Origin of the sequence: Planococcus maritimus, from assembly GCF_001592825.1 — a bacterium.
GTDB classification, from domain to species: Bacteria; Bacillota; Bacilli; order Bacillales_A; family Planococcaceae; genus Planococcus; species Planococcus maritimus_C.
Genome location: NZ_LTZG01000032.1, coordinates 56,665 through 80,656, shown reverse-complemented (window position 1 = coordinate 80,656; position 23,992 = coordinate 56,665). Strand labels below are relative to the sequence as shown.

The 23,992-nt window shown below is 47.7% G+C and carries 26 protein-coding genes; 20 read left to right on the top strand and 6 right to left on the bottom strand.

Annotated features, from left to right (window positions below; all coding sequences use genetic code 11):
* Nucleotides 1–32 precede the first annotated feature (32 nt).
* Entirely contained in the window at nt 33–824 is a 792-nt protein-coding gene (locus AY633_RS12670; RefSeq protein WP_068488665.1) for an SDR family oxidoreductase, read from the bottom strand.
* A 155-nt stretch (nt 825–979) separates the two neighbouring features.
* Here AY633_RS12670 and AY633_RS12665 point away from each other — a divergent pair, with 155 nt between their 5' ends.
* Nucleotides 980–1,966, top strand: a complete 987-nt coding sequence (locus AY633_RS12665; protein WP_068460129.1) for an NAD(P)/FAD-dependent oxidoreductase — start codon at nt 980–982, stop codon at nt 1,964–1,966.
* A gap of 52 nt (nt 1,967–2,018) precedes the next feature.
* On the opposite strand, the gene AY633_RS12660 is transcribed toward AY633_RS12665, so the two are convergent.
* Entirely contained in the window at nt 2,019–3,524 is a 1,506-nt protein-coding gene (locus AY633_RS12660; protein WP_068488664.1) for a BCCT family transporter, read from the bottom strand.
* Nucleotides 3,525–3,815: 291 nt separating this feature from the next.
* Here AY633_RS12660 and AY633_RS12655 point away from each other — a divergent pair, with 291 nt between their 5' ends.
* The 10 genes from AY633_RS12655 (at nt 3,816) to AY633_RS12615 (ending at nt 11,383) form a co-directional block, all read left to right on the top strand.
* Nucleotides 3,816–4,610, top strand: coding sequence for a LysM peptidoglycan-binding domain-containing protein (locus AY633_RS12655; protein WP_068488663.1), 795 nt, complete (start codon nt 3,816–3,818; stop codon nt 4,608–4,610).
* A gap of 212 nt (nt 4,611–4,822) precedes the next feature.
* Nucleotides 4,823–5,578, top strand: a complete 756-nt coding sequence (locus AY633_RS12650; protein WP_068488662.1) for a gluconate 2-dehydrogenase subunit 3 family protein — start codon at nt 4,823–4,825, stop codon at nt 5,576–5,578.
* A 20-nt stretch (nt 5,579–5,598) separates the two neighbouring features.
* Nucleotides 5,599–7,311, top strand: a complete 1,713-nt coding sequence (locus AY633_RS12645) for a GMC family oxidoreductase (RefSeq protein ID WP_068488661.1) — start codon at nt 5,599–5,601, stop codon at nt 7,309–7,311.
* A 19-nt stretch (nt 7,312–7,330) separates the two neighbouring features.
* Nucleotides 7,331–7,558, top strand: a complete 228-nt coding sequence (gene tatA, locus AY633_RS12640) for a twin-arginine translocase TatA/TatE family subunit (RefSeq protein ID WP_068460140.1) — start codon at nt 7,331–7,333, stop codon at nt 7,556–7,558.
* Between the two features lie 10 nt (nt 7,559–7,568).
* Nucleotides 7,569–8,459 (top strand): twin-arginine translocase subunit TatC, encoded by an 891-nt coding sequence (gene tatC / locus AY633_RS12635; protein WP_068488660.1) that lies wholly within the window; start codon nt 7,569–7,571, stop codon nt 8,457–8,459.
* A gap of 89 nt (nt 8,460–8,548) precedes the next feature.
* On the top strand, nt 8,549–9,016 hold the full coding sequence (locus AY633_RS12630) for a GNAT family N-acetyltransferase (RefSeq protein ID WP_068488659.1): 468 nt from the start codon (nt 8,549–8,551) through the stop codon (nt 9,014–9,016).
* Nucleotides 9,017–9,170: 154 nt separating this feature from the next.
* The gene (locus AY633_RS12625) at nt 9,171–9,677 is read left to right on the top strand and encodes a GrpB family protein (RefSeq protein ID WP_068488658.1); all 507 of its coding nucleotides are present in this window, start codon (nt 9,171–9,173) and stop codon (nt 9,675–9,677) included.
* Entirely contained in the window at nt 9,677–10,096 is a 420-nt protein-coding gene (locus AY633_RS12620) for an NUDIX hydrolase (protein WP_068488657.1), read from the top strand. Before AY633_RS12625 ends, AY633_RS12620 begins: the two co-directional genes overlap by 1 nt.
* 63 nt (nt 10,097–10,159) lie before the next feature.
* Nucleotides 10,160–10,336 (top strand): hypothetical protein, encoded by a 177-nt coding sequence (locus AY633_RS16655; protein WP_171900949.1) that lies wholly within the window; start codon nt 10,160–10,162, stop codon nt 10,334–10,336.
* Between the two features lie 96 nt (nt 10,337–10,432).
* Nucleotides 10,433–11,383 carry a magnesium transporter CorA family protein gene (locus AY633_RS12615; protein ID WP_068488656.1) on the top strand — a complete coding sequence of 317 codons (951 nt, stop codon included), beginning with the start codon at nt 10,433–10,435 and terminating at the stop codon, nt 11,381–11,383.
* Nucleotides 11,384–11,699: 316 nt separating this feature from the next.
* Here the strand turns inward: AY633_RS12615 and AY633_RS12610 are convergent, their stop codons facing one another.
* On the bottom strand, nt 11,700–12,011 hold the full coding sequence (locus AY633_RS12610) for a hypothetical protein (protein WP_068460150.1): 312 nt from the start codon (nt 12,009–12,011) through the stop codon (nt 11,700–11,702).
* A 106-nt stretch (nt 12,012–12,117) separates the two neighbouring features.
* On the bottom strand, nt 12,118–12,453 hold the full coding sequence (locus AY633_RS12605; RefSeq protein WP_068488655.1) for a winged helix-turn-helix transcriptional regulator: 336 nt from the start codon (nt 12,451–12,453) through the stop codon (nt 12,118–12,120).
* A gap of 123 nt (nt 12,454–12,576) precedes the next feature.
* Between AY633_RS12605 and AY633_RS12600 the strand changes: the two genes are divergently transcribed.
* Complete coding sequence (locus tag AY633_RS12600; RefSeq protein ID WP_068488654.1) at nt 12,577–13,425, top strand: VOC family protein; 849 nt, start codon at nt 12,577–12,579, stop codon at nt 13,423–13,425.
* Between the two features lie 37 nt (nt 13,426–13,462).
* On the opposite strand, the gene AY633_RS12595 is transcribed toward AY633_RS12600, so the two are convergent.
* Complete coding sequence (locus tag AY633_RS12595) at nt 13,463–13,708, bottom strand: hypothetical protein (RefSeq protein ID WP_068488653.1); 246 nt, start codon at nt 13,706–13,708, stop codon at nt 13,463–13,465.
* A gap of 124 nt (nt 13,709–13,832) precedes the next feature.
* Between AY633_RS12595 and AY633_RS12590 the strand changes: the two genes are divergently transcribed.
* From AY633_RS12590 to AY633_RS12580, 3 genes are all read left to right on the top strand, one after another.
* Nucleotides 13,833–14,903, top strand: coding sequence for an NAD(P)H-dependent flavin oxidoreductase (locus AY633_RS12590; protein WP_068488652.1), 1,071 nt, complete (start codon nt 13,833–13,835; stop codon nt 14,901–14,903).
* A gap of 70 nt (nt 14,904–14,973) precedes the next feature.
* Complete coding sequence (locus AY633_RS12585) at nt 14,974–15,819, top strand: DUF368 domain-containing protein (RefSeq protein WP_068488651.1); 846 nt, start codon at nt 14,974–14,976, stop codon at nt 15,817–15,819.
* A gap of 148 nt (nt 15,820–15,967) precedes the next feature.
* Nucleotides 15,968–17,095 (top strand): CAP domain-containing protein, encoded by a 1,128-nt coding sequence (locus tag AY633_RS12580; protein ID WP_068488844.1) that lies wholly within the window; start codon nt 15,968–15,970, stop codon nt 17,093–17,095.
* 307 nt (nt 17,096–17,402) lie between these two features.
* On the opposite strand, the gene AY633_RS12575 is transcribed toward AY633_RS12580, so the two are convergent.
* Entirely contained in the window at nt 17,403–18,233 is an 831-nt protein-coding gene (locus AY633_RS12575) for an undecaprenyl-diphosphate phosphatase (RefSeq protein WP_068488650.1), read from the bottom strand.
* Nucleotides 18,234–18,381: 148 nt separating this feature from the next.
* Between AY633_RS12575 and AY633_RS12570 the strand changes: the two genes are divergently transcribed.
* From AY633_RS12570 to AY633_RS12550, 5 genes are all read left to right on the top strand, one after another.
* The gene (locus tag AY633_RS12570; RefSeq protein ID WP_068488649.1) at nt 18,382–19,461 is read left to right on the top strand and encodes an AI-2E family transporter; all 1,080 of its coding nucleotides are present in this window, start codon (nt 18,382–18,384) and stop codon (nt 19,459–19,461) included.
* A 103-nt stretch (nt 19,462–19,564) separates the two neighbouring features.
* A complete protein-coding gene (locus AY633_RS12565) occupies nt 19,565–20,008 on the top strand; it encodes a MarR family winged helix-turn-helix transcriptional regulator (RefSeq protein WP_068488648.1) in 444 nt (147 codons plus the stop codon).
* Between the two features lie 3 nt (nt 20,009–20,011).
* Nucleotides 20,012–22,633 carry an MMPL family transporter gene (locus AY633_RS12560; RefSeq protein ID WP_068488647.1) on the top strand — a complete coding sequence of 874 codons (2,622 nt, stop codon included), beginning with the start codon at nt 20,012–20,014 and terminating at the stop codon, nt 22,631–22,633.
* A 359-nt stretch (nt 22,634–22,992) separates the two neighbouring features.
* A complete protein-coding gene (locus tag AY633_RS12555) occupies nt 22,993–23,445 on the top strand; it encodes a hypothetical protein (protein ID WP_068488646.1) in 453 nt (150 codons plus the stop codon).
* A complete protein-coding gene (locus AY633_RS12550; RefSeq protein ID WP_068488645.1) occupies nt 23,445–23,897 on the top strand; it encodes a GNAT family N-acetyltransferase in 453 nt (150 codons plus the stop codon). Before AY633_RS12555 ends, AY633_RS12550 begins: the two co-directional genes overlap by 1 nt.
* Nucleotides 23,898–23,992: the final 95 nt, after the last annotated feature.

The window sequence follows — 23,992 nt, the reverse complement described above, 5'->3', positions numbered from 1 at the left end:
GCTTTTGGTGCCACTGCCTACTGAAAAGGGGATTATAGCGCCTTCAGGAATCCACCATCGACAACGATTGATTGCCCGGTGACATAGGAATTGGCAGCGGAAGCCAAAAAGACGACGGTGCGGGCGAATTCAGCGGGCTCGCCTAGACGGCCTCGAGGAATTTGCGCTTCGGTATGTTTCAGCACTTCTTCTGGAGAAAGGCCTTGTCTGGCCGCGGTTGCTTGAGTCAATTCGGCAACACGATCGGTTGAAATTTTTCCGGGGCCCACGGTGTTGACCAAAATATTATCTCCTGCCACTTCCCGAGAAAGTGTTTTTGCAAAGCCGACCATGCCGGCGCGCATCGTATTTGATAAAATCAAGCCGTCAATCACTTCCTTTGTGGAAGAAGAGGAGATGTTGATGATGCGCCCGAATTGTTGCTCTTTCATATAAGGAAGCACTTCGCGGCACGTGCGGATATAACTCAATAAATTTTGATCGAATGCGGAATACCAGTCGTTATCACTCATATCGTTGAATCCGCCAGCTTTTGGGCCACCTGTGTTATTGACCAGCACATCGATGCGCCCGAATTGTTCAGCAACTTTGTGGAATAATTGCTGGATGTCGTCAGCTTGCGACATATCGCATGTAAATGCGTGAACCTGTTCGTTACTGCTTTCTGTGCGAATTTCTTTAGCAGCTGCATTGGCCGATTCTTGGCGTCGGCTTGAGAGGACGACGATTGCCCCTTCTTTGGCGAACTCTAAAGCGCATGCTTTGCCGAGTCCTTTACTGGAAGCCATGACGACTACTACTTTTTCTTTTAATCCAAGATCCACATTTATCATCCTTTCCATTTGGTTCCTTGTTTCAGTTTACGATAGAATAAAAGGGATGGAAATGCTGGTTTCGGATTTCCGCCATAAGTCCAATGGCGGAGACCCTATATAGATGTGGTAGGATGGATATATTGATTAGATTAGGAGTGTTGGAAATGGAAGAACGTGAAATCTTCGATATTACAATCATCGGCGGCGGCCCGACCGGCTTGTTCGCTTCGTTTTACGGTGGCATGCGCAAAATGAAAGTGAAAGTGTTGGATAGCCTTCCGCAGCTTGGTGGGCAATTGATGGAATTATACCCGGACAAATTCATTTATGATATCGGGGGTTTCCCGAAAGTGCTGGCGAAAGATTTGGTGGATAACCTTGTCGAGCAAGCGAAATACGGCGACCCTGAAATTTGCCTAGAAGAAACGGTCGCGTCAGTTGAACGCGAAGACGAACATTTTGCCATTACAACAGATAAAGGGACGCATTACTCGAAAGCGATCCTGTTGACGGCTGGCGTCGGGGCTTTCCACCCGCGTAAATTGGCAGTAGATGGTGCTGAACAATTCGAAGGCAAAACTTTGCATTACGGTGTAAGAGACTTAACCTTGTTTAGCGATAAAAAAGTCGTAGTTCTCGGCGGAGGCGACTCTGCAGTTGACTGGGCGATGATGCTTGAGAATGTGGCGTCGCAAGTAACTTTGAGCCATCGCCGTGAGAAAATGACGGCGCATGAAGCAAATATCGATACGATGATGCAGTCGACCGTGGAAGTGAAGAAGCCTTTCAACGTCAAGGAACTGGTTGGCGAGAACGGTGAAATCCGTGAGCTTGTGCTGGAAGACAAAGAAGGAAACGAAGAACGCCTTGAAGTCGACCATGTTGTCGTCAACTACGGCAACATCACATCCCTTGGACCGATCAAAGAGTGGGGCCTCGAGATGGAGAAGAACTCGGTTATCGTCAATTCCAAAATGGAAACGAATATACCGGGTATCTACGCAGCAGGTGACATTGCCACCTATGAAGGAAAAGTGAAATTGATCGCGGTCGGCTTCGGCGAAGCACCAACCGCCATCAACAATGCAAAATCTTACTTGGATCCGAAATCCAGAGTGCAGCCTTTGCATAGCACAAGCGTATTCAAATAATAAATGAGAAATGCCCGGCAAGCGATGCAGCTTGCCGGGCATTTTTTTATTGTCACATTGAATTTTTTTGGCGCTTTACAGCTACCGGGTCTTGGCTAGCCGCTTTTAAGAACGCGGCTCCCATCAGCAAAACCACAACCGAGAACGGCAAGGCGGCGATAATCAATGAGTTTTGCAAACCTTGTGTACCGCCGCTGTAGACGACGATGGCCGCAACGGCTGACTGGATCAAGCCCCAAGTGATTTTCACCAAATTTGGGGGATTCAATAACCCGCCGGTGGTCTGCATGCCGAGAACGAATGTGGCGGAGTCGGCAGAAGTGATGAAGAAAATCGCGACGACGAATAGCGTCAGGATAGACATGACGGTGCCAAGTGGATAATGTTGCAGCACGCCAAATGTGGCTGTTTCCAAACTATAATCGGAAATCGCATCGATGCCTTTTTGCTGGAGGTCCAAAGCTGAGACCCCAAATACGGCAAAGAAAATAAAGCAGACGAGAGACGGGACAACGAGGACACCGAGCATGAATTCCCGAACTGTGCGCCCTCGTGAAATACGGGCAATGAAAATGCCGACAAATGGCGCCCAAGATATCCACCAAGCCCAGTAAAAGACAGTCCAGCCATCTACCCAGGCGCGGCGGTCACTATTCAATGGCTCTACATTAAAACTCATTGATAAAAAGTTGGAAAAATAGCCGCCAAGTGAATCGGTAAACATGTTCATGATGTAGAGAGTTGGGCCGACAATAAGCAGCATGCCAAGAAGAATGAAGGCCAGCACCATATTGATATTACTTAAATACTTGATGCCCCGGCCGATTCCAGACCAAGCAGAAATGATAAATAACAAGGTAGCGACGGCAAGGATCAATAATTGAAAGGCGAACGTATTCGGTGTACCGAACAGGAAAGACAATCCTTCATTGATTTGCGCAGAGCCAAAGCCGAGTGTAGAAGCGACACCGATAACCGTTGCAAAGACGGCGAGCGTATCAATCAGCTTGCCGAGCCAGCCGCTCATGCGTTTTTGGCCAAACAGTGGAATGAGTGTCGCACTGATCAGTCCCGGGGAACCGTTATGGAATTTCGCGTAGGCAAGCGACAATGCTACTAGGCCGTAAATCGCCCAAGCATGGATGCCCCAATGGAAAAACGAGAATTGCATCGCTTCCCTCACGGCTTCGTTAGAACCGAGTTCAGACCGCGGTGCGCTGATAAAAGCATGTGAAATTGGCTCGGCAGTTGTCCAAAACACGAGCCCCATGCCCATTCCAGCGGAAAATAACATCGCGAACCAAGAAATAAGGCTGAATTCCGGATCATCGCCAGCTTTGCCGAGCTTGATGTCGGCAAACCTGGAAAAAATCAAATAAAGGCAAAAAACAAGAATAATGAAGACTGATGCCAAGTAATACCAACCAAATGTGGACGAGATCCACGAAGTGAGCGAGCCGGTCTGCGCTTGAAAGTTTTCAGGGCCGACAACTCCCCAAGTAACCATGGCTAGGCAGATAGCGAGCGAAATCCAAAAGACCATTGTGACATTTTTCAAATAAGTTCCTCCTAAAATAAAACTGTGCTGCAGTGGATATGTAATGCTGTAATTATTTATTCCCCCAACAAAAGCCGATTAATCCATCCTATCGCTATTAATAAAAGAAAAAAGGCGAAAAATCATCTCATTTAAGCTTTTAAAAGAGAATATTCTGATTTATTACAGTCTGTCATATTTAAAAGATTGACGTAATGTAATTGTTAAATTTCATCTGTCGTTCTGTCATCTTCCTGCAATGCGTACATGTTAAGCTGTGTCTTGTGTTAGTGAAAAGGAGGAATTTCAATTATGAAAAAGCAAATCGTTACACTAACGGCAATTGCGGCATTAAGTGTAGGCGCGGCGACAACAGCAAGCGCTAATTCATCGTATACAGTCCAATCAGGTGATACTCTTTGGGGCATCTCACAAGAAAAAAATGTTTCAGTACAAAACCTTAAAAACTGGAATGACTTGTCATCTGACTTGATCTTCCCGAACGACACGCTTTCTGTCGAAGGTAAAGAACAGGCATCTACGAAATCAACGAACTCATCATCAACCTATACAGTTAAAAGCGGTGACACATTGTTCAAAATCGCTTCCGCTCACGGAATTTCATTGGATCAATTGATGAGCTGGAATAACATTTCTGGCCACTTGATCTACCCTGGACAAGAATTCGCAGTAAAAGGTGCAGCAGCTAAAGCAACTGCTCCAGCTAAACAAGAAGCACCAAAATCAACTCAAGCAGCACCAACACCTGCAAGTGCACCAGCAGCGGCTACACCAGCAGCAGCTTCTACACAATCAGGTAAAGAAATGACAGTATCTGCAACAGCATACACTGCTTACTGTGCAGGATGTTCAGGTATCACGCGTACTGGCATTGACTTGCGTTCGAACCCGAACCAAAAAGTCATAGCCGTTGATCCATCCGTCATCCCACTCGGTTCAAAAGTTTGGGTTGAAGGCTACGGAACAGCTATCGCTGGCGATACTGGCGGAGCAATCAAAGGAAACAAAATCGATGTCTTCATCCCAACACAAAGCGAAGCTTTGAAATGGGGACGCAAAAACATCACAATCAAAATTCTAGACTAATATCTTCATAAGCTACAAAGCCGAGGTGACCATTCCCTCGGCCTTTTTTTATGTCATCCTTTGCTCCTAGGTAAAGGGTTTTTTTGTATTAAATTCGCATTTTTTTAGTGAATAATCGGAAAAGTGTTGAAAAGAGAGTTAAGAGGCCTATAATGTGGGTATAGTTATTGAGTATTTATAATTTTTATACTTATTAAAAGGAGGCGCATGAGATGGCAGAGAAGAAAAATGTTTCGAGACGCGATTTCCTGAAAACGTCGGGGATTGCGGCAGGCGCTCTCGTCGGTGGAGGAATCATTGGTGGAGTAATCGGTGCAAATACACGTCAGGATACGGCATCCACAAGCGGTGGAGAAGCTGGACACAGTGGCGGCGGTGGAACAACCGAAGCGGTGCGCGGCTTGCAATTTTTCAAAAATCAACAGGAGTTTGCCGTATTGCAACAAGCAACTGAGCGAATTTTCCCAGAGGATGATCTAGGGCCAGGCGCAATCGGTCTTGGAGTGCCATTCTTTATCGACCATCAACTTGCCGGAAGTTATGGCGAGAACTCAAAAGAATACATGCAGGCTCCGTTTGAAGAAGGCGAAGCCACTCAAGGCTATCAAAGCCGTTTAAAACGCAATGAATTGTTCAGGCAAGGCTTGCAAAAAATGCAGCAAGAAGCGCAAAGCCGTTTTGAAGCAAATTTTGTCGACCTTGAAGGCGAACAGATGGACGAAATCCTGACCGCTTTCCAAGATGATGAAGTGGACATGCAAGGGGCCAACGCTCAATTCTTTTTCCGCCTGCTTCGACAGGCAACATTGAATGGCGCGTATGCCGATCCAATCTACGGAGGAAACCAAAACATGGAGGCTTGGCGCATGAAAGGATTCCCTGGACACCAGGCAGCTTACATCAACGACATCGAAAGTGAAGAATTTGCGGAAATCGAGCCGCACTCAGTAGGAGATATGCTGAGCTAACATAAAAAGGGGGAGTACGTATGGCAACAACACTGGATAAAGTGGATGTAGTGACGGTCGGCGTCGGCTGGACTGGCGGCATTATCGCTGCGGAATGTGCGAAAGAAGGACTAAAAGTCATGGGGCTTGAACGCGGGAAAGAGCGGTCGACCGAAGATTATTCAATGGTCCACGATGAATACCGCTACGCAATTCGTTATGAATTGATGCAGGATTTATCAAAAGAAACGATTACATTCCGCAACTCTAGAAACCAGAAGGCCTTGCCGATGCGGCAATTGGGCTCTTTCCTTCTAGGAGAAGGCCTGGGTGGCGCAGGGACGCACTGGAATGGGCAAACTTGGCGCTTTTTGCCATACGATTTTGAAATCAAATCCATGACGGATGCCAAATATGGCGCGAATAAATTGTCTTCAGAGTATACTTTGCAAGACTGGGGCATCACTTATGACGAACTGGAGCCATACTTCGACAAATTCGAAAAAACAGCCGGCATTTCGGGTGAAGACAAAAACCCATTCTGGGGCAAGCGTTCTTCGGATTACCCGACGCCAGCCATGAAAAAAACACCATTGCTCTCCAAATTCGAAACAGCGACCAGCAATCTCGGCTATACACCGTTCATGATGCCTTCCGCTAACTTGTCGGAAGCTTATGAAAATCCGGATGGCCAACAAATTGGTGCTTGCCAATATTGCGGATTCTGTGAGCGTTTCGGCTGTGAATACGGGGCGAAGACGTCACCTGAAATCACCGTTGTACCCGCTGCGCGTGAAACGGGGAATTACGACATCCGCTTCAACTCAAACGTAGTGGAAGTGATGAAAGAAGGCGATCGTGTAACGGGCGTCCGCTTTATTGACACGGTAACCTTCGAGGAATTTATCCAACCGGCTGAAGTGGTTGTACTGACAAGCTACGTCATGAATAACGCCAAGCTCCTAATGGTTTCGGAAATCGGCCAAATGTACGATCCTGAAACCGGTCAAGGGTCACTCGGGAAAAACTACGCCTACCAGATTCTCCCGGGAGCTTCTGGCTTCTTCGAGGACCAGATGAATGTCTTTATGGGAGCTGGCGCACTCGGTATGACTATTGATGATTTCAATGGCGACGCTTTCGACCATAGCGACCTTGACTTCATTCACGGCGGCAGTATTTCCATGACGCAGACCGGGGCTCGCCCGATTGCAACCAACCCGCTGCCACCGGATACACCGGCATGGGGTGCAGAGTTCAAGAAAGCATCCATCGAGAACTATACCCGTACTTTGTCGGTCGGATCACAAGGAGCATCGATCCCGCATCGTGACAATTATCTAACGCTTGATGGCACCTATAAGGATATTTATGGAATGCCTCTATTGCAATTGACGTATAATTTTACTGACCAAGACCGTGCATTGCACAAATACATTACGGAAAGAACTACGGAAATCATGCAGGAAATGGGAGCGAAAACGGTTGTCGGCAGATCGCCGATTTCCGATTACGACATCGTTCCTTACCAGACCACCCACAATACGGGCGGTACGATTATGGGCGGAGATCCGGCCACGAGCGTCGTGAACAATTATCTGCAGCATTGGGACATGGAAAACCTGTTTGTCGTAGGCGCAGGGAACTTTGCGCACAATGGCGGCTATAACCCGACCGGTACTGTAGGGGCATTGGCCTATCGCTGTGCAGAAGGCGTCATTAAATATAGCAAAGATGGCGGTTCTTTAGTCTAATTCGTGAGGAGGAAAAGATATGGGTGGAATAGCTTCAATCGGTGTACCCGGCTTGATCATCATTTTGGTCATCGTGCTGATCATTTTCGGGCCTAAAAAATTGCCGGAAATCGGTGGAGCCGTTGGCAAAACTTTCGCGGAGTTCAAGCGTTCGACGAAAGGGCTAATGGACGACGATGAGGAAGACGACAAAGATAAGAAAGACAAAAAAGAAACAACTGAAACGAATAAAACCGAAAGTTTGTGAAGGTGGTTAAATGGATCCGTACGGAGAAAACAAGCTGATTAGTCCCTTGCACAAAAAAAAGGCGAGCAAAGATCCGGCGGGACAGGAGCAGCAGAAAGCCGACTCCGAAACGGAACATGAAACCGTCGAGGTGTCGAAAAAGCCGAATTCAAGCGGAGGAGGGCAGAAACCTCCTGAAGAACCCGAAGACCGGATAGAGACCCTGGTCGATCATTTAGGGGATTTGCGAAAACAATTGATCAAAAGCGCTATTGTTTTCTTATTTTTCCTGCTGCTCGTCTTTTCCACATTGAATTTCTGGTTCCCATATGTGGTAAAAGGCAACGAGTTGGTGATTCTTGGGCCTCTTGAAGTCGTGAAATTCTATACATCGATTTCGGCCACCATGGCGCTTGGTTTGTCACTGCCGTTTTTGGTCCATTTTATCTGGCAGTTTGTTAAACCAGGGCTAGAAGAAACTGAAGCTAAATTTCTTGGCGTGTATTCGCCGGTTATGCTGCTCTTGTTTTTATTCGGCGTCGCTTTCGGCTACTTCGTCGTCAACCCGTTAAGCTATCAATTCCTGATTGGCCTAGGGGCTGCGAATTTTGATGTGATGATTTCGGCAAACGAATATGTCCATTTCTTGATCATGACCACGATTCCACTAGGGCTATTGTTTGAAATGCCTATCTTGGCTTTGTTTTTATCATCGATTGGCGTTTTGACGTCTATTTCGATGAAAAAAGTCCGAAAATGGTCCTATCTTGGCTTGGCGATTGTTTCTGCCTTGATCACGCCGCCGGATTTTCTCAGCCAGTTACTGGTATTGGTTCCGATGGCCGGGCTTTACGAAGCCAGCATCTATATTGTGAAGAAAATGGAAGCACGTAACGAGCGCATGGAAGATACGACTGTCTAATGGAAAGAAAAAGGGCTGCCCAAAACGTTATGATACGATTTGGTCCAGCCCTTTTCCTGTAATGCTTACTTTTAAAGGAGGAAGCGGATATGCCAATGGAGATCAGAGAAATCGAAGACTTGCGTGAAGTGGATGCGATGGGCCTTGTGGAAGAAAGTGAAGCGGAAGGATATCGTTTCCTGAGGAGACTCGTCGACCAATACGAAGACGGCAGCAATCGCTTTGACGAGCAAGGGGAAGTATTGTATGGCGTGTTTGATCCCCATGGGAAATTAGTCGCCATCGGTGGATTAAATCGGGATCCTTACTCCACAAAAGAAGGGATTGGCAGGCTGAGACGTCTTTATATCGCGGACGCCGCAAGAAGAGAAGGACTCGGGACAAAGTTATTGCAAGCGATCATCGACTTTGCCAAAGGGCAATTCAGTGAGCTGGTGGTACGGACGGATTCCGCTTCAGCAGATGCTTTTTACCGGAAAAATGGCTTTTCGGCGGATGTCGGTTTGCCGGACGTTACGCACCGGCTCGTATTGGAGCAACACGCGACAAACAAATAGGCAGAGCTTGCAATTTTTAGGTTTTGACAGCATTCTTCAGTCATTGATGGGTGAAAAGTCCGTTTGCTGAATCATCTTTTCTTGTACAATGGGAGTCAAGGGGCTGCCATGTCAGAGAAGGTGATTTTTTTAATTGGACAAGAGGAGGAAGGCGATGCGTAAAGTAATTGTCACGGCTTATGATAAAAGATGGTCAGCAGCGTTTGAAGAAGCCGCTGCGGAAATCCGGAAGATACTCGGATCCGGTTGCCTAGATATACAGCACATCGGCAGCACCGCAGTGCCGGGACTTGCCGCTAAGCCAGTGATTGATGTGCTCGTGGCCATTGCGGATATTGAAACTATAGACCGCTTTGAAGAGAGTTTCCGAAAGCTTGGATACCACGCAAAAGGGGAGAATGGGCTGCCGGGCAGACGGTATTTTGAACGTGGCGGCGATGAACGCACGCATCACGTTCATTGCTACGAACAAGACAATCCGGAAATCGCTCGCCATCTCGCTTTTCGGGATTTCTTGAAGGTCAACCCGCAAACTGCTGCAGCTTATGGGCAGTTGAAGATGGAGTTAGCGACACAATACCCGTTGGACATTGAACGATACATAAAAGGAAAACAAATGATGGTCGAGGAAATTGAGAAAAAAGCGATGGGAGCGATTTGATGGAAATGGCAAATTGGAAAGGCGCAGCTGGCGTCTGTGTAAATGAGCGTGACGAAATTTTATTGGTGCTAATGAAAGCGCCGGAAGAAGACAGCAAATGGTCGGTTCCGGCAAGCGGCATAGAAGCTGGCGAAACACTCGAACAATGTTGTGAACGGGAATTCGGGGACGTAACGGGACTGACGGTCAAAGTAGGAGAACTCTTGAAAACGCGCGATGGCAATTACGAAGAGGCTGCCGTGTCTTTTGATTTGCATTATTTCCAGGTCGTTGTAACAGGCGGTGAATTGGTGATTCCAAAAGATGATTTTTGGATTGAGGACATTGCTTGGAAATCATTGGAAGACATCGAAAGATTGGAACTGGCTTATCCAGATGATTTGGAGCTTTTCAAAAAACTAGTAGGCGCACGGCCTTAGCAGGATTCAAAAATTAGGCCTGGGGTAAAGTAGAGAAAACGAAGCTTTTGGGAGGGCGATGGCATGGACAAAGAACGGAAAGGGCAAGAAGGCGAGAAACTGCTGCCGGATATGGAACCGGGCCGTCATCAGCCGCGAGAGAAAGAAATGAACCCGATGCCGGACAGGGAGTTGGAATATGAAGAAAACTCCAATGAAAAGTACCGCGACCGGACCCCCGACAATCATAACGATGACTAGTGCCAATGGCCGCTTGCAATAGAGCGGCATTTTTTGTGTGGCCGGTGAATGGAATATCGTTTGAAGGCGATTCGTCAGGAAGATAGGGGGAGGCATATGACGAGACATCAATTTAAAAATGCAGTATGGCAAGAAGAAAACGTGCTGGAAGCAGCGGATTTCCGCCAATTGCTTACAGAAAATCCGCGGCTGCAGCAATGGATCGATCAATCGAATAAATTGACCGTCAATCTACTTCATGCCGACACTTCTCAGCTCGGCAAGGAAATTTTATGGGGTTCATTGATTTACAAGCAAAGCCGCCTGGCCCGGGATGCCCAGGACGTCTTTCACTTTTATGTATCGGCAGAGCTATTGGTGACGAGCACGCTGGATTTCGAAGAAGACTCAGATATGCCAAGGCATTTGATGATCCAACAGATGGACACTGCAGAATCGCCAATCGAAGTGATGATGATTTTACTTGGAGGCATGGTGGGTTCGGTATTGCATAAAATCGACCGTTTTGAGGAGCGGCTCCATCACTTGCTATGGAATATCAAAGAACATAACAACCGCAAAACCTTGGAAAGCATCGAAGAAGTTCGCCATGAAATTTTATTATGGAAGCATTTGATCATGGGGTTTCGTGAAATTATCATGGCAGTAGAGGAAACCTTTGGTGAAAACGTCTGTGACCGAAGAGAATACAAGCGGACGTCCAAACGCATCGATCGCTGTGTCATGCTTGTGGAATCCTACGAAGACGAAATTAACAATATGGTCGATATGGAAAATGTCGTCGCTAATTACCGGGGCAATGAAATCGTCAAGACACTCACCGTTTTGACCACTTTGTTTACACCGGTCATGGCGTGGGGCGCTTTATGGGGGATGAATTTCCAGGTCATGCCAGAGCTCGATTGGAGTTTTGGGTATGTGGCAGCTATATTGGTTATTGTCGCCTCTACGTTCTTATTGTATTTGTATTTCAAGCAAAAAGGTTGGACAGGCGATATTCTTCGGTCTGCCGTTAGCAAGGATAAACGAAAACAAAGGCAGGACTGATGCCAGTCCTGCCTTTGTCAGGTTTTCGGGAAAGTGAAAAGTCGTATTTTCCGAAGCTTATCGCTCGCTTTCCGTGGGGCGGGTATCGAGCCTCCTCGTCACTTCGTTCCTGTGGGGTCTCTCAAACCCGCTAGGTCCCACAGGAAAGATAAGGTCGACCTACGGGAGACATTATCTTTGCGAAAGTAATGCGCAGCATTATCGAGCAGAAGGTTTTAAGAGCGAACGCTTCTACAAATACTTAGAGAGTTCGTTAATTTTTCATTGTGGAATAGTCTCACGCTCTTTTCATTAATAGAGGATAATAGATTTTTTCTCATTTAGGTTTATCTTTTTTCAATTCTTCGAGCAGTTCGGTGTAGCGATGCAAGTCGCGGTCATCGTATTTGCCGATATAATTGATCAACATCTCCTCCACATCCCGCCGTTGCCGCTCAGCTGCGATGAGTTTTTCTTTCATCGACTGCTGTTTCCACAGGATGGTATCTTCCACGTCTTCCATTTTATTGAGCATATCGATTTCTGCGAGCAGTACCAATGCGGCATTCTTTTTTTCTTCGTACTTCTTCAATGCCTTGTCAATTTTCCGCGTATCATTCTCGTAAGTCATATTGGAATAGATCGACATATGCAAGCCCTCCTCTGCCGTTTGTGCTTTTAGATTAACAGATATTAGAATATTCTGTCTATAATAAGGGGCAAAAAAGATGGCGCAAGCCTTTCTTCGCAATGGTTCACGAAGGGCTTTCCGCCGTCTTTGCAGGCTCTATCCAATTTTGGGACCAGCGCTCGATTTCCTTCATGACCGGCTGCAGCGAGGCGCCTTTTTCAGTCAGGGAATATTCGATCCGAACAGGAGTCTCGGGATAGACGGTACGTTCGACCAAACCGTCATTTTCCAAATTTTTCAGCCGTTCAGAAAGGAGGCGACCACTGATTCCGATTTCTTCAGTTAATTGGCCGAAGCGCTTAGGCTCATCCATCAATTGGTGGATGATTAACCCTGTCCAGCGTTGTCCTAATAAGGAGATAGCTGCTTCAAACCGTGGGCAAATTTCCGAGCTTTTCATGTTCACCGCTCCTTTTTCTTCATAATAGCATATCTGTATGGGAATGAAAAAACAGATGACTTGACGTAACTTTGTTATTAAAATAAAATAGGTTACAAATAGTAAGTAGTTGGGGGGATTGTAATGAATTTTCATCAAAAGCCTGTAAGTTATGTAGAGAGTTTGACTTTGAAAGTAATAGATTTACCGGGAATGAGCCGTTTTTACGCAGAGGTGTTAGGGTTTGAAACGATTGAAGAAACAGGTTGTGAAACCATTCTTGGCGTAAACGGGGAAGCGATCTTGACTCTCCAATATGCACCGGAGTTCAAGGCAAAAGCAAGGCGCTTTTCGGGACTGTATCATTTTGCGGTGCTACTGCCTAACCGAAAAGAACTCGGCAAAATATTGCTGCATCTCCATGAGCAGAAAATTCCAGTCGGTTCTTCGGATCATCAAGTGAGCGAAGCTTTGTATCTGTCGGATCCTGAAGGCAATGGCATCGAAATTTACCGCGACCGCGAACCTGATGAATGGCAATGGCGCGGAGACCAAGTGCATATGACGGTCGATCCACTCGATGTACAGGAAGTTGTACAAGCTTCAAATGACGAGAAGTGGAGCGGCATGCCGGCGGGTACGGTGCTGGGGCATATCCATCTTCATGTCTCAGACCTGCAAGCTGCGCACGACTTTTATACCGGCGCGATCGGCTTCGATGCAGTCGCGAAGCTCGGCAATCAAGCATTATTCGTCTCGGACGGTGACTACCATCACCATATTGGCTTGAATATTTGGAACGGCATAGGCATTCCTGCTTTGCCGGATCAAACGGCCGGGCTTGCGCATTATGTTATCCGTGTCGCAGATGAAGCAGCGCAACAAGCTATGCGTGAACGTTTAGAAACCTACGGCGCTGAGGTTCAAATGGATGACGAAGTATTGAAAACGGTTGACCCATCCGGCAACCGTATCCGCATTTTAACTGCATAAGAAAATCCCCGGGACTTGTGTCTCGGGGATTTTTGCATTAGGGTGCTGGGCACGAAGCGGATGCATCCGCATATAATAAGTTTTGTCTAGAGCGCCCAGGCGCGATAGCTTGCTGGACAGTACTTGTTTGTTCGGGCATTAGATGATCTCTTGTTTCTGTATAAGCCTGGAGTCGCTCCTGGTTTTGCCAGTCTTCAAAAGGTTCATTGTAAATACCCAACAGGATTGTTCCGCACAATACGGCAATCAAGGTGACGCCAAGTAACGAAAGGAAGCCTTTCATGATCGAATCCCGCCTTCTCATAGATGCTGATATTAAGAACGTGAACCGTCCGAAAAGGTTCCCGGTTGAAGAAATATGAAAGACTGGGATACTGATAAGTAAGAGCATCAAGAGGAGGGAGAAGATGATTTCATTGAAAACCGATATTTGTGGATTGCTCGGAATCGACTACCCGATTATCCAGGCAGGAATGGCAGGCGGCCCAACTACTGCCGAATTGGTCGCAGAAGTTTCCGCAGCGGGTGGTTTGGGAACGCTCGGCGCAGCTTATCTGACTCCCGACAAGCTGAGGCAGGACCTTGAGGACATACGCCAGAAAACGGATAAGCCCTTTGCCGTTAATTTATTTGCACCCGTCCCGCAAGATGACTTTTCACGCCTTGATGAAGTGACACAAGCGTTGCAGCCAATCTATCAGGAGCTTGCCATTGATCAGCCATCTGCTGAATATCGCTCTCCTGATTACGGAGAGGAACTGTTCCGCATTTGCCTCGAACTGAACGTTCCGATCATCAGCACAGCATTCGGTTCATTACCGCCTAGTCATCTGGCTTGTGCCAAGAGGCGAGGCATCAAAATCATAACGATGGTGACGACTGTTAGTGAAGCGTTGGCAGCTGAGGAAGCTGGGGCTGACGCCATCGTCGCTCAGGGCAGTGAAGCAGGAGGCCACCGCGGCAGCTTTTCATTTGATCGCCATCCGTTGGGGGCGCAGGTCGGCTTGATGGCATTGCTTCCGCAAGTCGCGGATGCCGTGAATGTGCCGGTCATTGCAGCTGGCGGAATCACTGATGGCCGAGGGCTTGTGGCATCGCTTGCACTCGGCGCACAAGCCGTACAAATCGGGACACGCTTTGTCGGATCAAAAGAGTCGGGTGCGCACAAAGCTTACAAACAAGCGATTTTTGACAGCGACGAGGAAAGCACCGTCGTGACCAAAAGTTTTTCAGGTCGGCCGGCACGCGGCATCAATAATCGTTTTATCGAACAATTCGAAGCATCGGGAACCAAACCGCTGCCATTTCCGTCCCACAATACAGTAACGAAAGAAATCCGTGGAGCTGCGGCAAAAGCCGGAAATCCGCAATTTATGTCGTTGTGGGCGGGGCAGGCAACGAGGGGGCTGACGCAGGAAGAAAGTGCAGCGGAAATCGTCTCTTCTATCATGGAACAAGCACGTGCCTTCCTCCGGTGATTCGGCTCGAGTTTCCTGTTTCTGCGTGCTATACTGATGAAAGTGATTTTGAAATGAGGAGATTGAACGGATGGAATGGAAAAATATATACCGCGGTATTTTAATGGGCATCAGTGATTTAATCCCGGGGGTCAGCGGAGGAACGATTGCCTTTATCTTAGGCATTTACGACCGTTTGCTTGAATCGATTAGCGGCTTTTTCAGCCGGGAATGGAAAAAACAGCTAGGCTTTCTTGTGCCGCTTGGCATCGGGATTATCATCACACTATTATTGTTCAGCCGCTTTATCGAATTTTTATTGGAAAATCATTACGAAGCGACGCAATTTTTCTTCATGGGGCTAATACTTGGGGTCTTGCCATATATTATGAAGCAAGCCGAAGTCAAAAAGAATTTCACGGCACGCCATTTGGTCATCTTATTGGTGATCGGGGCAGCGCTCGCTTCTATGGCATTTATCCAGACGGATGAAAACATCGCACCGATTACGGATTTGAGCTTGCCGACGTTCTTCCTGCTGTTTTTCTCGGGTTGGCTCGCGAGCATGGCAATGCTATTGCCGGGCATCAGCGGTTCGTTCATCCTGTTATTGATCGGTGTTTATTCAACGGCTATCAATGCCTTGTCGACACTGAACTTGCCGATTGTCTTGACCATCGGGGCAGGTGTCATGGTCGGGTTTGTCGTCTCCAGTAAAGTGATCAGCTATTTGCTGGAACATTTTACGTATGTGACATATGCGGCGATCATCGGCTTGATCCTTGGATCGCTGTTCGTTGTATTCCCTGGGTTTGCGGCCGATACGGCGACTTTGGTGACCAGCCTGATCACGTTCGTAGTGGGTCTCGTGTTTACCTTATGGTTTAGTTCGCCTAAGAAAACCGATATTACCAGCGAACAAAATGTAGAAGCATAATCGAAGAAATGACAAAGCGGACAGCGAAAAGAACTTCTTTTCCTGTCCGCTTTTAGTATTTATTTAAGGAAAAAAGTAAAAAAGGCTTTTTGCTTTGCGGAATTCACGTTTGCGATTAAACTAAAATGAAGAGAAAGAGGTGATGCATGTGCGGAAATTGTTTGGCCTCCTGTTGCTCCTGCTATTGTTATTTTTCACCCGCCCGGTATGGGAAGGGCCTGCCGAGAAATATGTCGACCTGAGCTTTTTGGACGCGGTGGATGAAATGATCGAAAATGTAACAGCTGACGCAGATGTTTCCAAAGCGCTCGATGAAGCCAAATATTTCACGACGCGCATCAGCCATCAGCTGCAGACCATGGTGACGGAATCTTCGGCCACCCTGCCCGAAGTGGTCGCGAAGCCAGAGCTTTCTGATACGGATTCCATGGTGGCGGTGCACAATGTCACGCTTGGGATGAGCAAGGATCAAGCACAGCAAAAACTCGGCTTGCCGATGCGATTGATGGAAAATGAATACGGAACCGATTGGCATAGCTATCATCAGGATTATCAGAACTATGTGTTGCTGTCCTACGATGGAAACGGGGAAGTCAATGGCATGTTCACCAATCAGGATCTCATCTCTTCTACGGAAGGCTTTTCGATGGATTCGACCAAAGCGCAAGTGCGCGAGCTGTTCGGGACACCGCTGACGAGCCTGCAAAAAGGGCGTGTGCAGTATATTCTCGACTCGCGCGATGAGTATGACTTATTTGAAACGGCGGATTCCTATACAACGGTTTTTTATGATATTCACGAAGGGGATACGGTGACGGCAGTCCAGGTCATCGATAAGGATTTAGAAGAGCAGCGCAGTGAAATTTATGCGGAGCCTTCCCCGGAAGTGAAAGAAGGCTATGAATTTCTATTGTTTGAATTGACCAACTCAGCGAGAATTCAGCGTGAATTGCCGCTTTTGAAATGGGATGCTGAGACAATGGAGACGGCGCGCGACCACAGCCAGGAAATGGCGGAAGAGCGTTATTTCAGCCATACGAACCCGGCTGGCCAATCTCCTTTTGACCGCATGAAAGAAGACGGCATCACGTTCTTTATCGCCGGTGAAAACTTGGCCTACGGGCAGTATAGCGCTATCTTTGCCCATGAAGGGCTCATGAATTCCATGGGGCACCGGGAAAACATCGTCAAGCCGGACTTTGGTTACCTCGGTGTTGGGGTCGCATTCAACTCGGACAAACAGCCATATTTTACGGCAAACTTTTTTAATCGATAAAAAAAGGGGCTGTCCCAAAAGGTCACGAAAAGTGACTTTTAGGGGCAGCCCCTTTGCGTCTTCTAAAGAACGGGCTGATGTCCATTTCGACGGACGCTTTCCGCGGGCACGGCCTTAGCCGCTTCCCTCGCTTCGCTCAGTCCAGGGTCTTCGGCTCGCGCTGCTCCCGCTGGAGTCGCCGTCTCCATTCCCATCAGCCGGCTACTTTTAGGTTCCTCACCGATAAATGAAAAACAGACGGAGAAAAAGAATTTCTTTTTCTCCGTCTGTTTTATTTTAGAGACTTATGGGACAGCCCCATTTTTGATTAGTTCAATAAGAACCAAGCGAGCACGACGAGCGGCCCGACGATAAAGCAGTAGATCGCAAAATACTTTAGCTGGCCTTTTGCCATGATGTTCATGAACCATTTCAGCGAGAAGTACGAAGCAACGAGTGAGCCGACAAACGCCATGATATATGGCACAGCCATCGTAGACAAGTTGTCATCATTGATGATATCCGTGATGCTCAGTACCGCCCCGCCCAAGCTGATTGGGATGAACAATAGAAAAGAAAAGCGCAACGCCGTTTCTTGGTTAATGCCACGTGCCATAGCGGCAACTATCGTGGCGCCACTGCGGCTAATGCCAGGGATCAACGCAACAGCTTGTGCCCCACCGATGATAAAGGCATCTTTCATCGTCATATTGCCGTCTTTGCGCTGTCCGCGCATATTGCGGATCAGCCACAAGGCAAGGCCGGTGACTACGAGCGTGATGCCGACGGTGACGACGGTCGACAAATAGGAATCGATTGTGTCCTGGAATAAGACACCGATGATGCCTGCCGGGATGGTCGCAACGACCAAATAAACGACGAACATGAAATCGCGCCGGGTTTCCGGCGTTTTTTCTTTGAAGAATTTCAAGCCATTGATGACCAGCCGTTTAATATCTTCCCGGTAAATGATCAAGACAGCGAGCAAGGACGCGCTATTGACGAGCAACGCAAACGTCGAGTTGCTGCCTTCGATTTCCACATCGAGAAAATACTGCGCAATCAGCAAATGGCCGCTTGACGAAATCGGTATGGGTTCGGTGAGCCCTTGGAATAGACCGAGCAGCAAAAATTTGATTGTAAGCCATAATTGTTCCATCTGTATGTATCCTCCAAATTCTATTCATTGTCATATCCACAGTCATAAGACGTGTACGAGTTAAAAAAGTTCACGCTACACAAAAACATATAATACCATATAAACGTGATAAACTGGGTATAGATATCGAAGAAAGGAAGTGTAATAGGTGACAAATAAATTATGGTTCCAGGCGGGAGTCGGCATTATCCTGACACTGGTCATCATTCGCCTGTTCATCGAAGTTCAGGGGATTTTTGATCCCTTGTTCATCATTGCAGGAACGATTTTTGTGCCCTTGCTCCTTGGGGGGGTCTTGTTCTATTTAACGCGTCCGCTGCTGTATTTTTTGGAGAACCGCAAATTCCCGAAATGGGCCGCCATCTTAACTATCGTGTTTTTGATTATTTTGGTCTTTTATCTATTATTTGCAATGGTTGGGCCGAAGGTGACAGATCAAGTCAATTCACTTGTCGACAACGCCCCAGAAATTATCAATGATGTGGAAGAGTACTCGCAATATTTACTCGCCCAGCGCGACCGCTTGCCGGATTCATTAGAAGAGCAAATCAATGATATGAGCGGCCAGATCGGCGACCGCATCGGTGATATCGGCGGCTGGATCGTGTCATTCCTTACAGGCTTTATCTCGGGCGTCATCACGCTTGTACTTGTGCCGTTCTTCCTGATTTACTTATTGATCGACCACCGCAAATTCGTGCCGTTCATTTCCGGCTTCTTCAGCGGGCAGCGCAAGCTTTGGGTGATTAAGACATTGAAAGACATCGACCACACCTTGCGTTCGTATATCCAAGGGCAGCTATTCGTCAGCTTTTTGGTCGGAGTAATGCTGTTGATCGGCTATTTAATCATCGGTTTGGATTACGCGCTGTTACTGGCTTTGATCGGCATGGCGACAAACGTCATCCCGTTCCTCGGGCCATATATCGCCGTCATTCCGGCGATATTGATCGCATTGGTGCAAGATCCGATCATGGCAGTGTATGTCGCCATCATCATGCTGGTTGCCCAACAGATTGAGAGCAATTTCATCACTCCGAACGTCATGGGTAATGCACTCGATGTCCACCCGTTGACCGTCATTACCCTGATTCTCGCAGCTGGGAACATCGCGGGCATTTGGGGAATCATCTTGGCGATTCCGTTCTATGCGGTCGTGAAGACGATCATCAAAAACATTTATGCAAGGCGGCAAGAGATTCGTTCGACCGCCACAAGAGAAGTATAAGAGAAACCCTGCAGTCGAGGCTGCGGGGTTTTAATATGGGCAATTACTTGACGGTCAATAGTTTACCCCCTAAACTATCAGTAGTTGAGGGGGTAAACTATTTATGGATATGCGCATTAAAGAAGCGGTTGAATTGTTTCAGGAAGTCTTATTTTACGGGACGGAGCGGGTCATCCGTTCGGTAGACAATCCGTTATGGGAGGAGTTTTCCCCTGAGCAGATGCAGTCGCTGAAATTGATCGGCAAAGAAGGCCAAATCACATCAGCCAGACTAGCGGTCTTGCAAGGCGTCCATAAAAGCGCCGTCTCGAACCGCACGAAAAAATTATTGCAAAAAGAGTTGATCCAAGTGGTTCAGACCGCAGACCGGCGGGAAAAGTTGCTGGAATTGACTGCTGCCGGAAGGGCGGTATTAGAAGAGTCGGATAAGATACTCGCAGAATATGTAGAAAACTTGATGTCCGAACAAGTGGATGATCAGGAAATTGAACAATTCCTGAAGATTTTCAGGAAACTGAGCGCAATCATGAAAACGGATGGAGTGTAAGGAATGCAGACGATATTGAAATGGAAATGGCCGATCATGATCGGGCTGATTGTATTGACGGCAGCCTTGTTTTTGGTGGCGCCGAACTTAACGGAACAAGCGGAAGAAGCAGGCTCATTCCAGTTATCTGAACAAGCGGATTCACAGCGTGCAGCAACGATTTTGGAGTCAGCTGATGTCTCGGGGCAGACGATTTCCTTGGTGATTGAGCTGGAATCGGAACTAAACGAAGCCAGCGAACAGCAAATCGCAGATATGAGAGAGGAGATTGAAGCGCTCGGTGATCCGGTTTCGACGGTATTGGATCCGTTTGAAAATGAAGAACTGGAAGCCCAATTGGTCGCAGAAGATCGCCAGACGGTCTTGCTTCCGGTATCGATCGAAGGAACGGACGAAGAAGCGGCAGCACTCGCCGATGACATTCGGGAAACGATCGTGCCAGAAGATTTAACGGTCTACTTGACGGGCGAGGCGATTATCAATCAAGACGTCAACACCAGTGCCCAGGAAGGCCTGAAGAAAACGGAAATCATCACGGTGATTTTGATTTTCGGCTTATTGCTGGCGGTATTCCGTTCGTTTATCACGCCGATTATCCCGCTTGTGGCCGTAGGGCTCAGCTATCTATTAAGCCAATCGCTCGTGGCCTTTTTCATCGATTGGTTCGGCTTTCCGGTGTCGAATTATACACAGATTTTCTTAGTAGCGATTCTGTTCGGCCTCGGGACCGATTATTGTATCTTGCTGCTCAGCCGTTACAAAGAAGAGCTGACAGAAGGTAAAGAAGTACAAGAAGCGATTTTGAACACGTACCGGACAGCAGGGAAGACCTTATTCATTAGCGGGTTCTCCGGCTTTATAGCATTTGCGGCCATCGGCTTTGCGGAATTCCCGATTTTCAAATCGGCCGTCGCCGTCGCGGTCGGCATCGCGATATTACTGGTCGTGTTGTTTACCGTCATGCCATTCTTTATGGCGGTGTTGAAAGATAAATTGTTCTGGCCAAGCAAAGGTTCGGCTTCCCATAAAGATAGCAAATTGTGGATTTGGATCGGTAAATTGTCCGTCAACCGTCCGCTTTGGTCGATGCTATTGGTGGCAGTGATCACAATTCCTTTGCTGTTCTCCTATAATAACGACCTGTCGTTCAATACAGTGGATGAAATCAGTTCGGATTACGAATCAGTAAAAGGCCTTGACGCCATTGAAGACGCATTCGGAGCAGGCAATACGATGCCGGTACAAGTCGTCATCAAAGGCGAAGAGAGCTTGACGGCAGAAGAAACCCTTCCGTATCTCGATGCTTTGGCGCAAGATATGGAAAAAGTAGAAGGCGTCGACATGGTCCGCGCCATCACGCGCCCTACTGGTTCAGTCATCGATGAATTTTTCGTCGACCATCAGCTGGGCCTCATCGCAGAAGGGCTTGTAGAAGCGAACACAGGCATCGGCGAAGTCCAGTCAGGGCTTGGTGAAATCGAGACCAACCTGGAAACAATCAGCGGCCAGGCGGGAGGCGACGGTCTCCGGGAGGCAGCTGCAGGTCTTTCGCAAGTGAATGGCCAGCTAGAACAAATCTCAGGCGGGCTCCAGCAAAGTGGCAATATCGAGCAAACCGTTGGGGCACTTACCCAAGTGAACGCCGGGCTATCAGAAATCGAACAAGGACTGAACGGCGCTGCCGGCCAGTATGATGAATTGGCAAGTGGTCTCGGTGAGCTTGCTCAAGGTGTGGGTGCTTCAGCGGATGGCCTTTCGGAAATCACTGAAGGCCTGACGGAAATTGCCGATACGCTCACGGGCATCAGCGATAGCGAAGCGGTGCGTGGCACAGGCATCTATCTGCCTGAAGGCACTTTGGAACAAGAAGAATTCGAACCGCTGCTCGATCAGTATGCCTTTGCGGACGGCGAGGGCATGGTAATGGAAGTCGTACTTGAAGAAGACCCGTATTCTCCGGAAGCGATCGACATTGTCGCGAGTTTGAAAGAAGCAGCCGAGAGAAGCATCAACGGCACGCCTCTTGAAGACGTAGACATCGCTTACGGCGGAGTGCCAAGCATTAATAGCGATTTAAAGGATATCTCAGAGAGTGACTTTACGCGGACGGTCAGCATCATGCTTGCCAGCTTATTTGTAGTCTTGGCAGTGCTGCTGCGTTCGTTCATCATGCCGCTGTTTATGATCGGCTCATTATTATTGACTTACTACAGTTCAATTGCGATCACTGAGTTGATCTTCGTCGGATGGCTTGGCTATGACGGCATCACATGGGCCGTTCCGTTCTTCGGCTTTGTCATGCTCGTCTCACTCGGCATCGATTACTCGATCTTCCTGCTCGACCGCTACCGGGAAGAAGCCTTGACGGCTGCAGACTTCTCGAAAGCCATGCACCGGTCGATGGCGAAAATGGGGACGGTCATCATCACAGCCGCCATTTTGCTCGCCGGAACATTCGGCGCTATGCTGCCATCGGGCGTATTGAGCCTGATGCAGATCGCAACCATCGTCATCACGGGCTTGCTGCTTTACGGCTTAATTGTCTTGCCGCTGCTGGTCCCAGCGATTACCGTTTCGTTTGCAGGCGGTGCTTGGTGGCCATTCGGATTGAAAAAGAAAAAATAAGTCTGAAGCACTGCTTTATAATTATCTTGAAATGTCCGGAGAAAAAGAAGTCCTTTTTCTTCGGATATTTTATTTGTCTGTTCGTGTTCGTTCACTCTCTTAAATTCAGAACATGGGATGGAGACGGCGAATGAATGAATGAAGTGGAACTGAGTTCATTTATTTGCGATGCTTGAGCATAGCGAAAGTTGAGCAATGCCAGCTACATGACCCACATCCTATGAGCTAGAGCGCGTCCGTCGAAATGGACATCACTCATTTCTTATGGCGGCCCTTTTTCTATTATTTCGCAAACGGCGAAGCCTGCCTATGCGTGTTATACTGAAAGCAGAAATCCAAAGAAGAAATGGGGATGTCCAGTGCTGACATTTGAACAAAAACTAGAAGTGATCGAAGCGTTTCCGGAACTGACACGAAAAGAAGTGTCGATGAAACGCGTTAACTTTCAATTTGAAGAAAGCCTATATGATAAGAAAAACGTCGTCTATCATCTTCACCCGAACGGCAACGGTTTTGTCTTCGTCGGGGATTTGCCGCATTACGAAGCGGATAGCCGCGGATTGGTCAATATTCGTGATTTCTCAGAAAGCCAGTTGCGCAGCATCATCGCCGACTCGATCGATTATCTAGGACAAGAACCGGAACCGCCGTATGACAAACGTTGGACCAATAGAGAAGGCGAAAAACTCGATTTGGTGTACGAAGAGCCTTTCTGGAATATTTACACGGGCAAAAACTTGGAAGAAAGCTTCGGCACATTTGACGATGCAGAAGATTACCTCCTTGACCAAGGATTCAGCGAGCGAAAATAATGAACATCCGACAACTGGAAGCGCGTGAGGAATTGCCGCTTGACCTGTTGCTAGAAGCGGATCCGTCTGAGCAACTAGTCCGTAGTTATTGTGCGGACGGCTATTGCTTTGTCGCCGAAAAACAGGAAGCTGTCATCGGCGTGTTTGTCTTGATTGCGCTCGATTCGGCCACTGCTGAAATCAAAAACATTGCCCTTGCTGAGCCGGAGCGTGGTAAAGGCCATGGCAAACGTCTGGTGCTAGTGGCGCTTGAGGAAGCGAGAAAACTTGGATTTACGGCTGTCGAGATCGGCACTGGGAATTCCAGTTTGGCGCAATTGGCACTGTATCAAAAATGCGGGTTCCGCATGAAAACGATTGATCGTGATTTTTTCACCCGCCATTACACAGAACCGATTTTTGAAAACGGTCTTGAATGCCGGGACATGGTTCGTCTCGATTATCGGTTGTGAACGAGCGAATGCAAATGCATTCGCTTTTTTGTTTTCGAAGAGCCAAGGCTAGCCCGCAATGCAGCGAAAAAGAGGAAAATTCTGACCATTTTCGG

Coding starts and splice junctions, on each gene's coding strand:
- AY633_RS12550 (WP_068488645.1), top strand. CDS start 23,445: ATGAACATCCGACAACTGGAAGCGCGTGAGGAATTGCCGCTTGACCTG.
- AY633_RS12595 (WP_068488653.1), bottom strand. CDS start 13,708: ATGAAAGGCTTCCTTTCGTTACTTGGCGTCACCTTGATTGCCGTATTG.
- tatA (WP_068460140.1), top strand. CDS start 7,331: ATGGGTGGAATAGCTTCAATCGGTGTACCCGGCTTGATCATCATTTTG.
- tatC (WP_068488660.1), top strand. CDS start 7,569: ATGGATCCGTACGGAGAAAACAAGCTGATTAGTCCCTTGCACAAAAAA.
- AY633_RS12630 (WP_068488659.1), top strand. CDS start 8,549: ATGCCAATGGAGATCAGAGAAATCGAAGACTTGCGTGAAGTGGATGCG.
- AY633_RS12560 (WP_068488647.1), top strand. CDS start 20,012: ATGCAGACGATATTGAAATGGAAATGGCCGATCATGATCGGGCTGATT.
- AY633_RS12655 (WP_068488663.1), top strand. CDS start 3,816: ATGAAAAAGCAAATCGTTACACTAACGGCAATTGCGGCATTAAGTGTA.
- AY633_RS12650 (WP_068488662.1), top strand. CDS start 4,823: ATGGCAGAGAAGAAAAATGTTTCGAGACGCGATTTCCTGAAAACGTCG.
- AY633_RS12665 (WP_068460129.1), top strand. CDS start 980: ATGGAAGAACGTGAAATCTTCGATATTACAATCATCGGCGGCGGCCCG.
- AY633_RS12645 (WP_068488661.1), top strand. CDS start 5,599: ATGGCAACAACACTGGATAAAGTGGATGTAGTGACGGTCGGCGTCGGC.
- AY633_RS12575 (WP_068488650.1), bottom strand. CDS start 18,233: ATGGAACAATTATGGCTTACAATCAAATTTTTGCTGCTCGGTCTATTC.
- AY633_RS16655 (WP_171900949.1), top strand. CDS start 10,160: ATGGACAAAGAACGGAAAGGGCAAGAAGGCGAGAAACTGCTGCCGGAT.
- AY633_RS12605 (WP_068488655.1), bottom strand. CDS start 12,453: ATGAAAAGCTCGGAAATTTGCCCACGGTTTGAAGCAGCTATCTCCTTA.
- AY633_RS12565 (WP_068488648.1), top strand. CDS start 19,565: ATGGATATGCGCATTAAAGAAGCGGTTGAATTGTTTCAGGAAGTCTTA.
- AY633_RS12610 (WP_068460150.1), bottom strand. CDS start 12,011: ATGTCGATCTATTCCAATATGACTTACGAGAATGATACGCGGAAAATT.
- AY633_RS12615 (WP_068488656.1), top strand. CDS start 10,433: ATGACGAGACATCAATTTAAAAATGCAGTATGGCAAGAAGAAAACGTG.
- AY633_RS12590 (WP_068488652.1), top strand. CDS start 13,833: ATGATTTCATTGAAAACCGATATTTGTGGATTGCTCGGAATCGACTAC.
- AY633_RS12585 (WP_068488651.1), top strand. CDS start 14,974: ATGGAATGGAAAAATATATACCGCGGTATTTTAATGGGCATCAGTGAT.
- AY633_RS12620 (WP_068488657.1), top strand. CDS start 9,677: ATGGAAATGGCAAATTGGAAAGGCGCAGCTGGCGTCTGTGTAAATGAG.
- AY633_RS12625 (WP_068488658.1), top strand. CDS start 9,171: ATGCGTAAAGTAATTGTCACGGCTTATGATAAAAGATGGTCAGCAGCG.
- AY633_RS12600 (WP_068488654.1), top strand. CDS start 12,577: ATGAATTTTCATCAAAAGCCTGTAAGTTATGTAGAGAGTTTGACTTTG.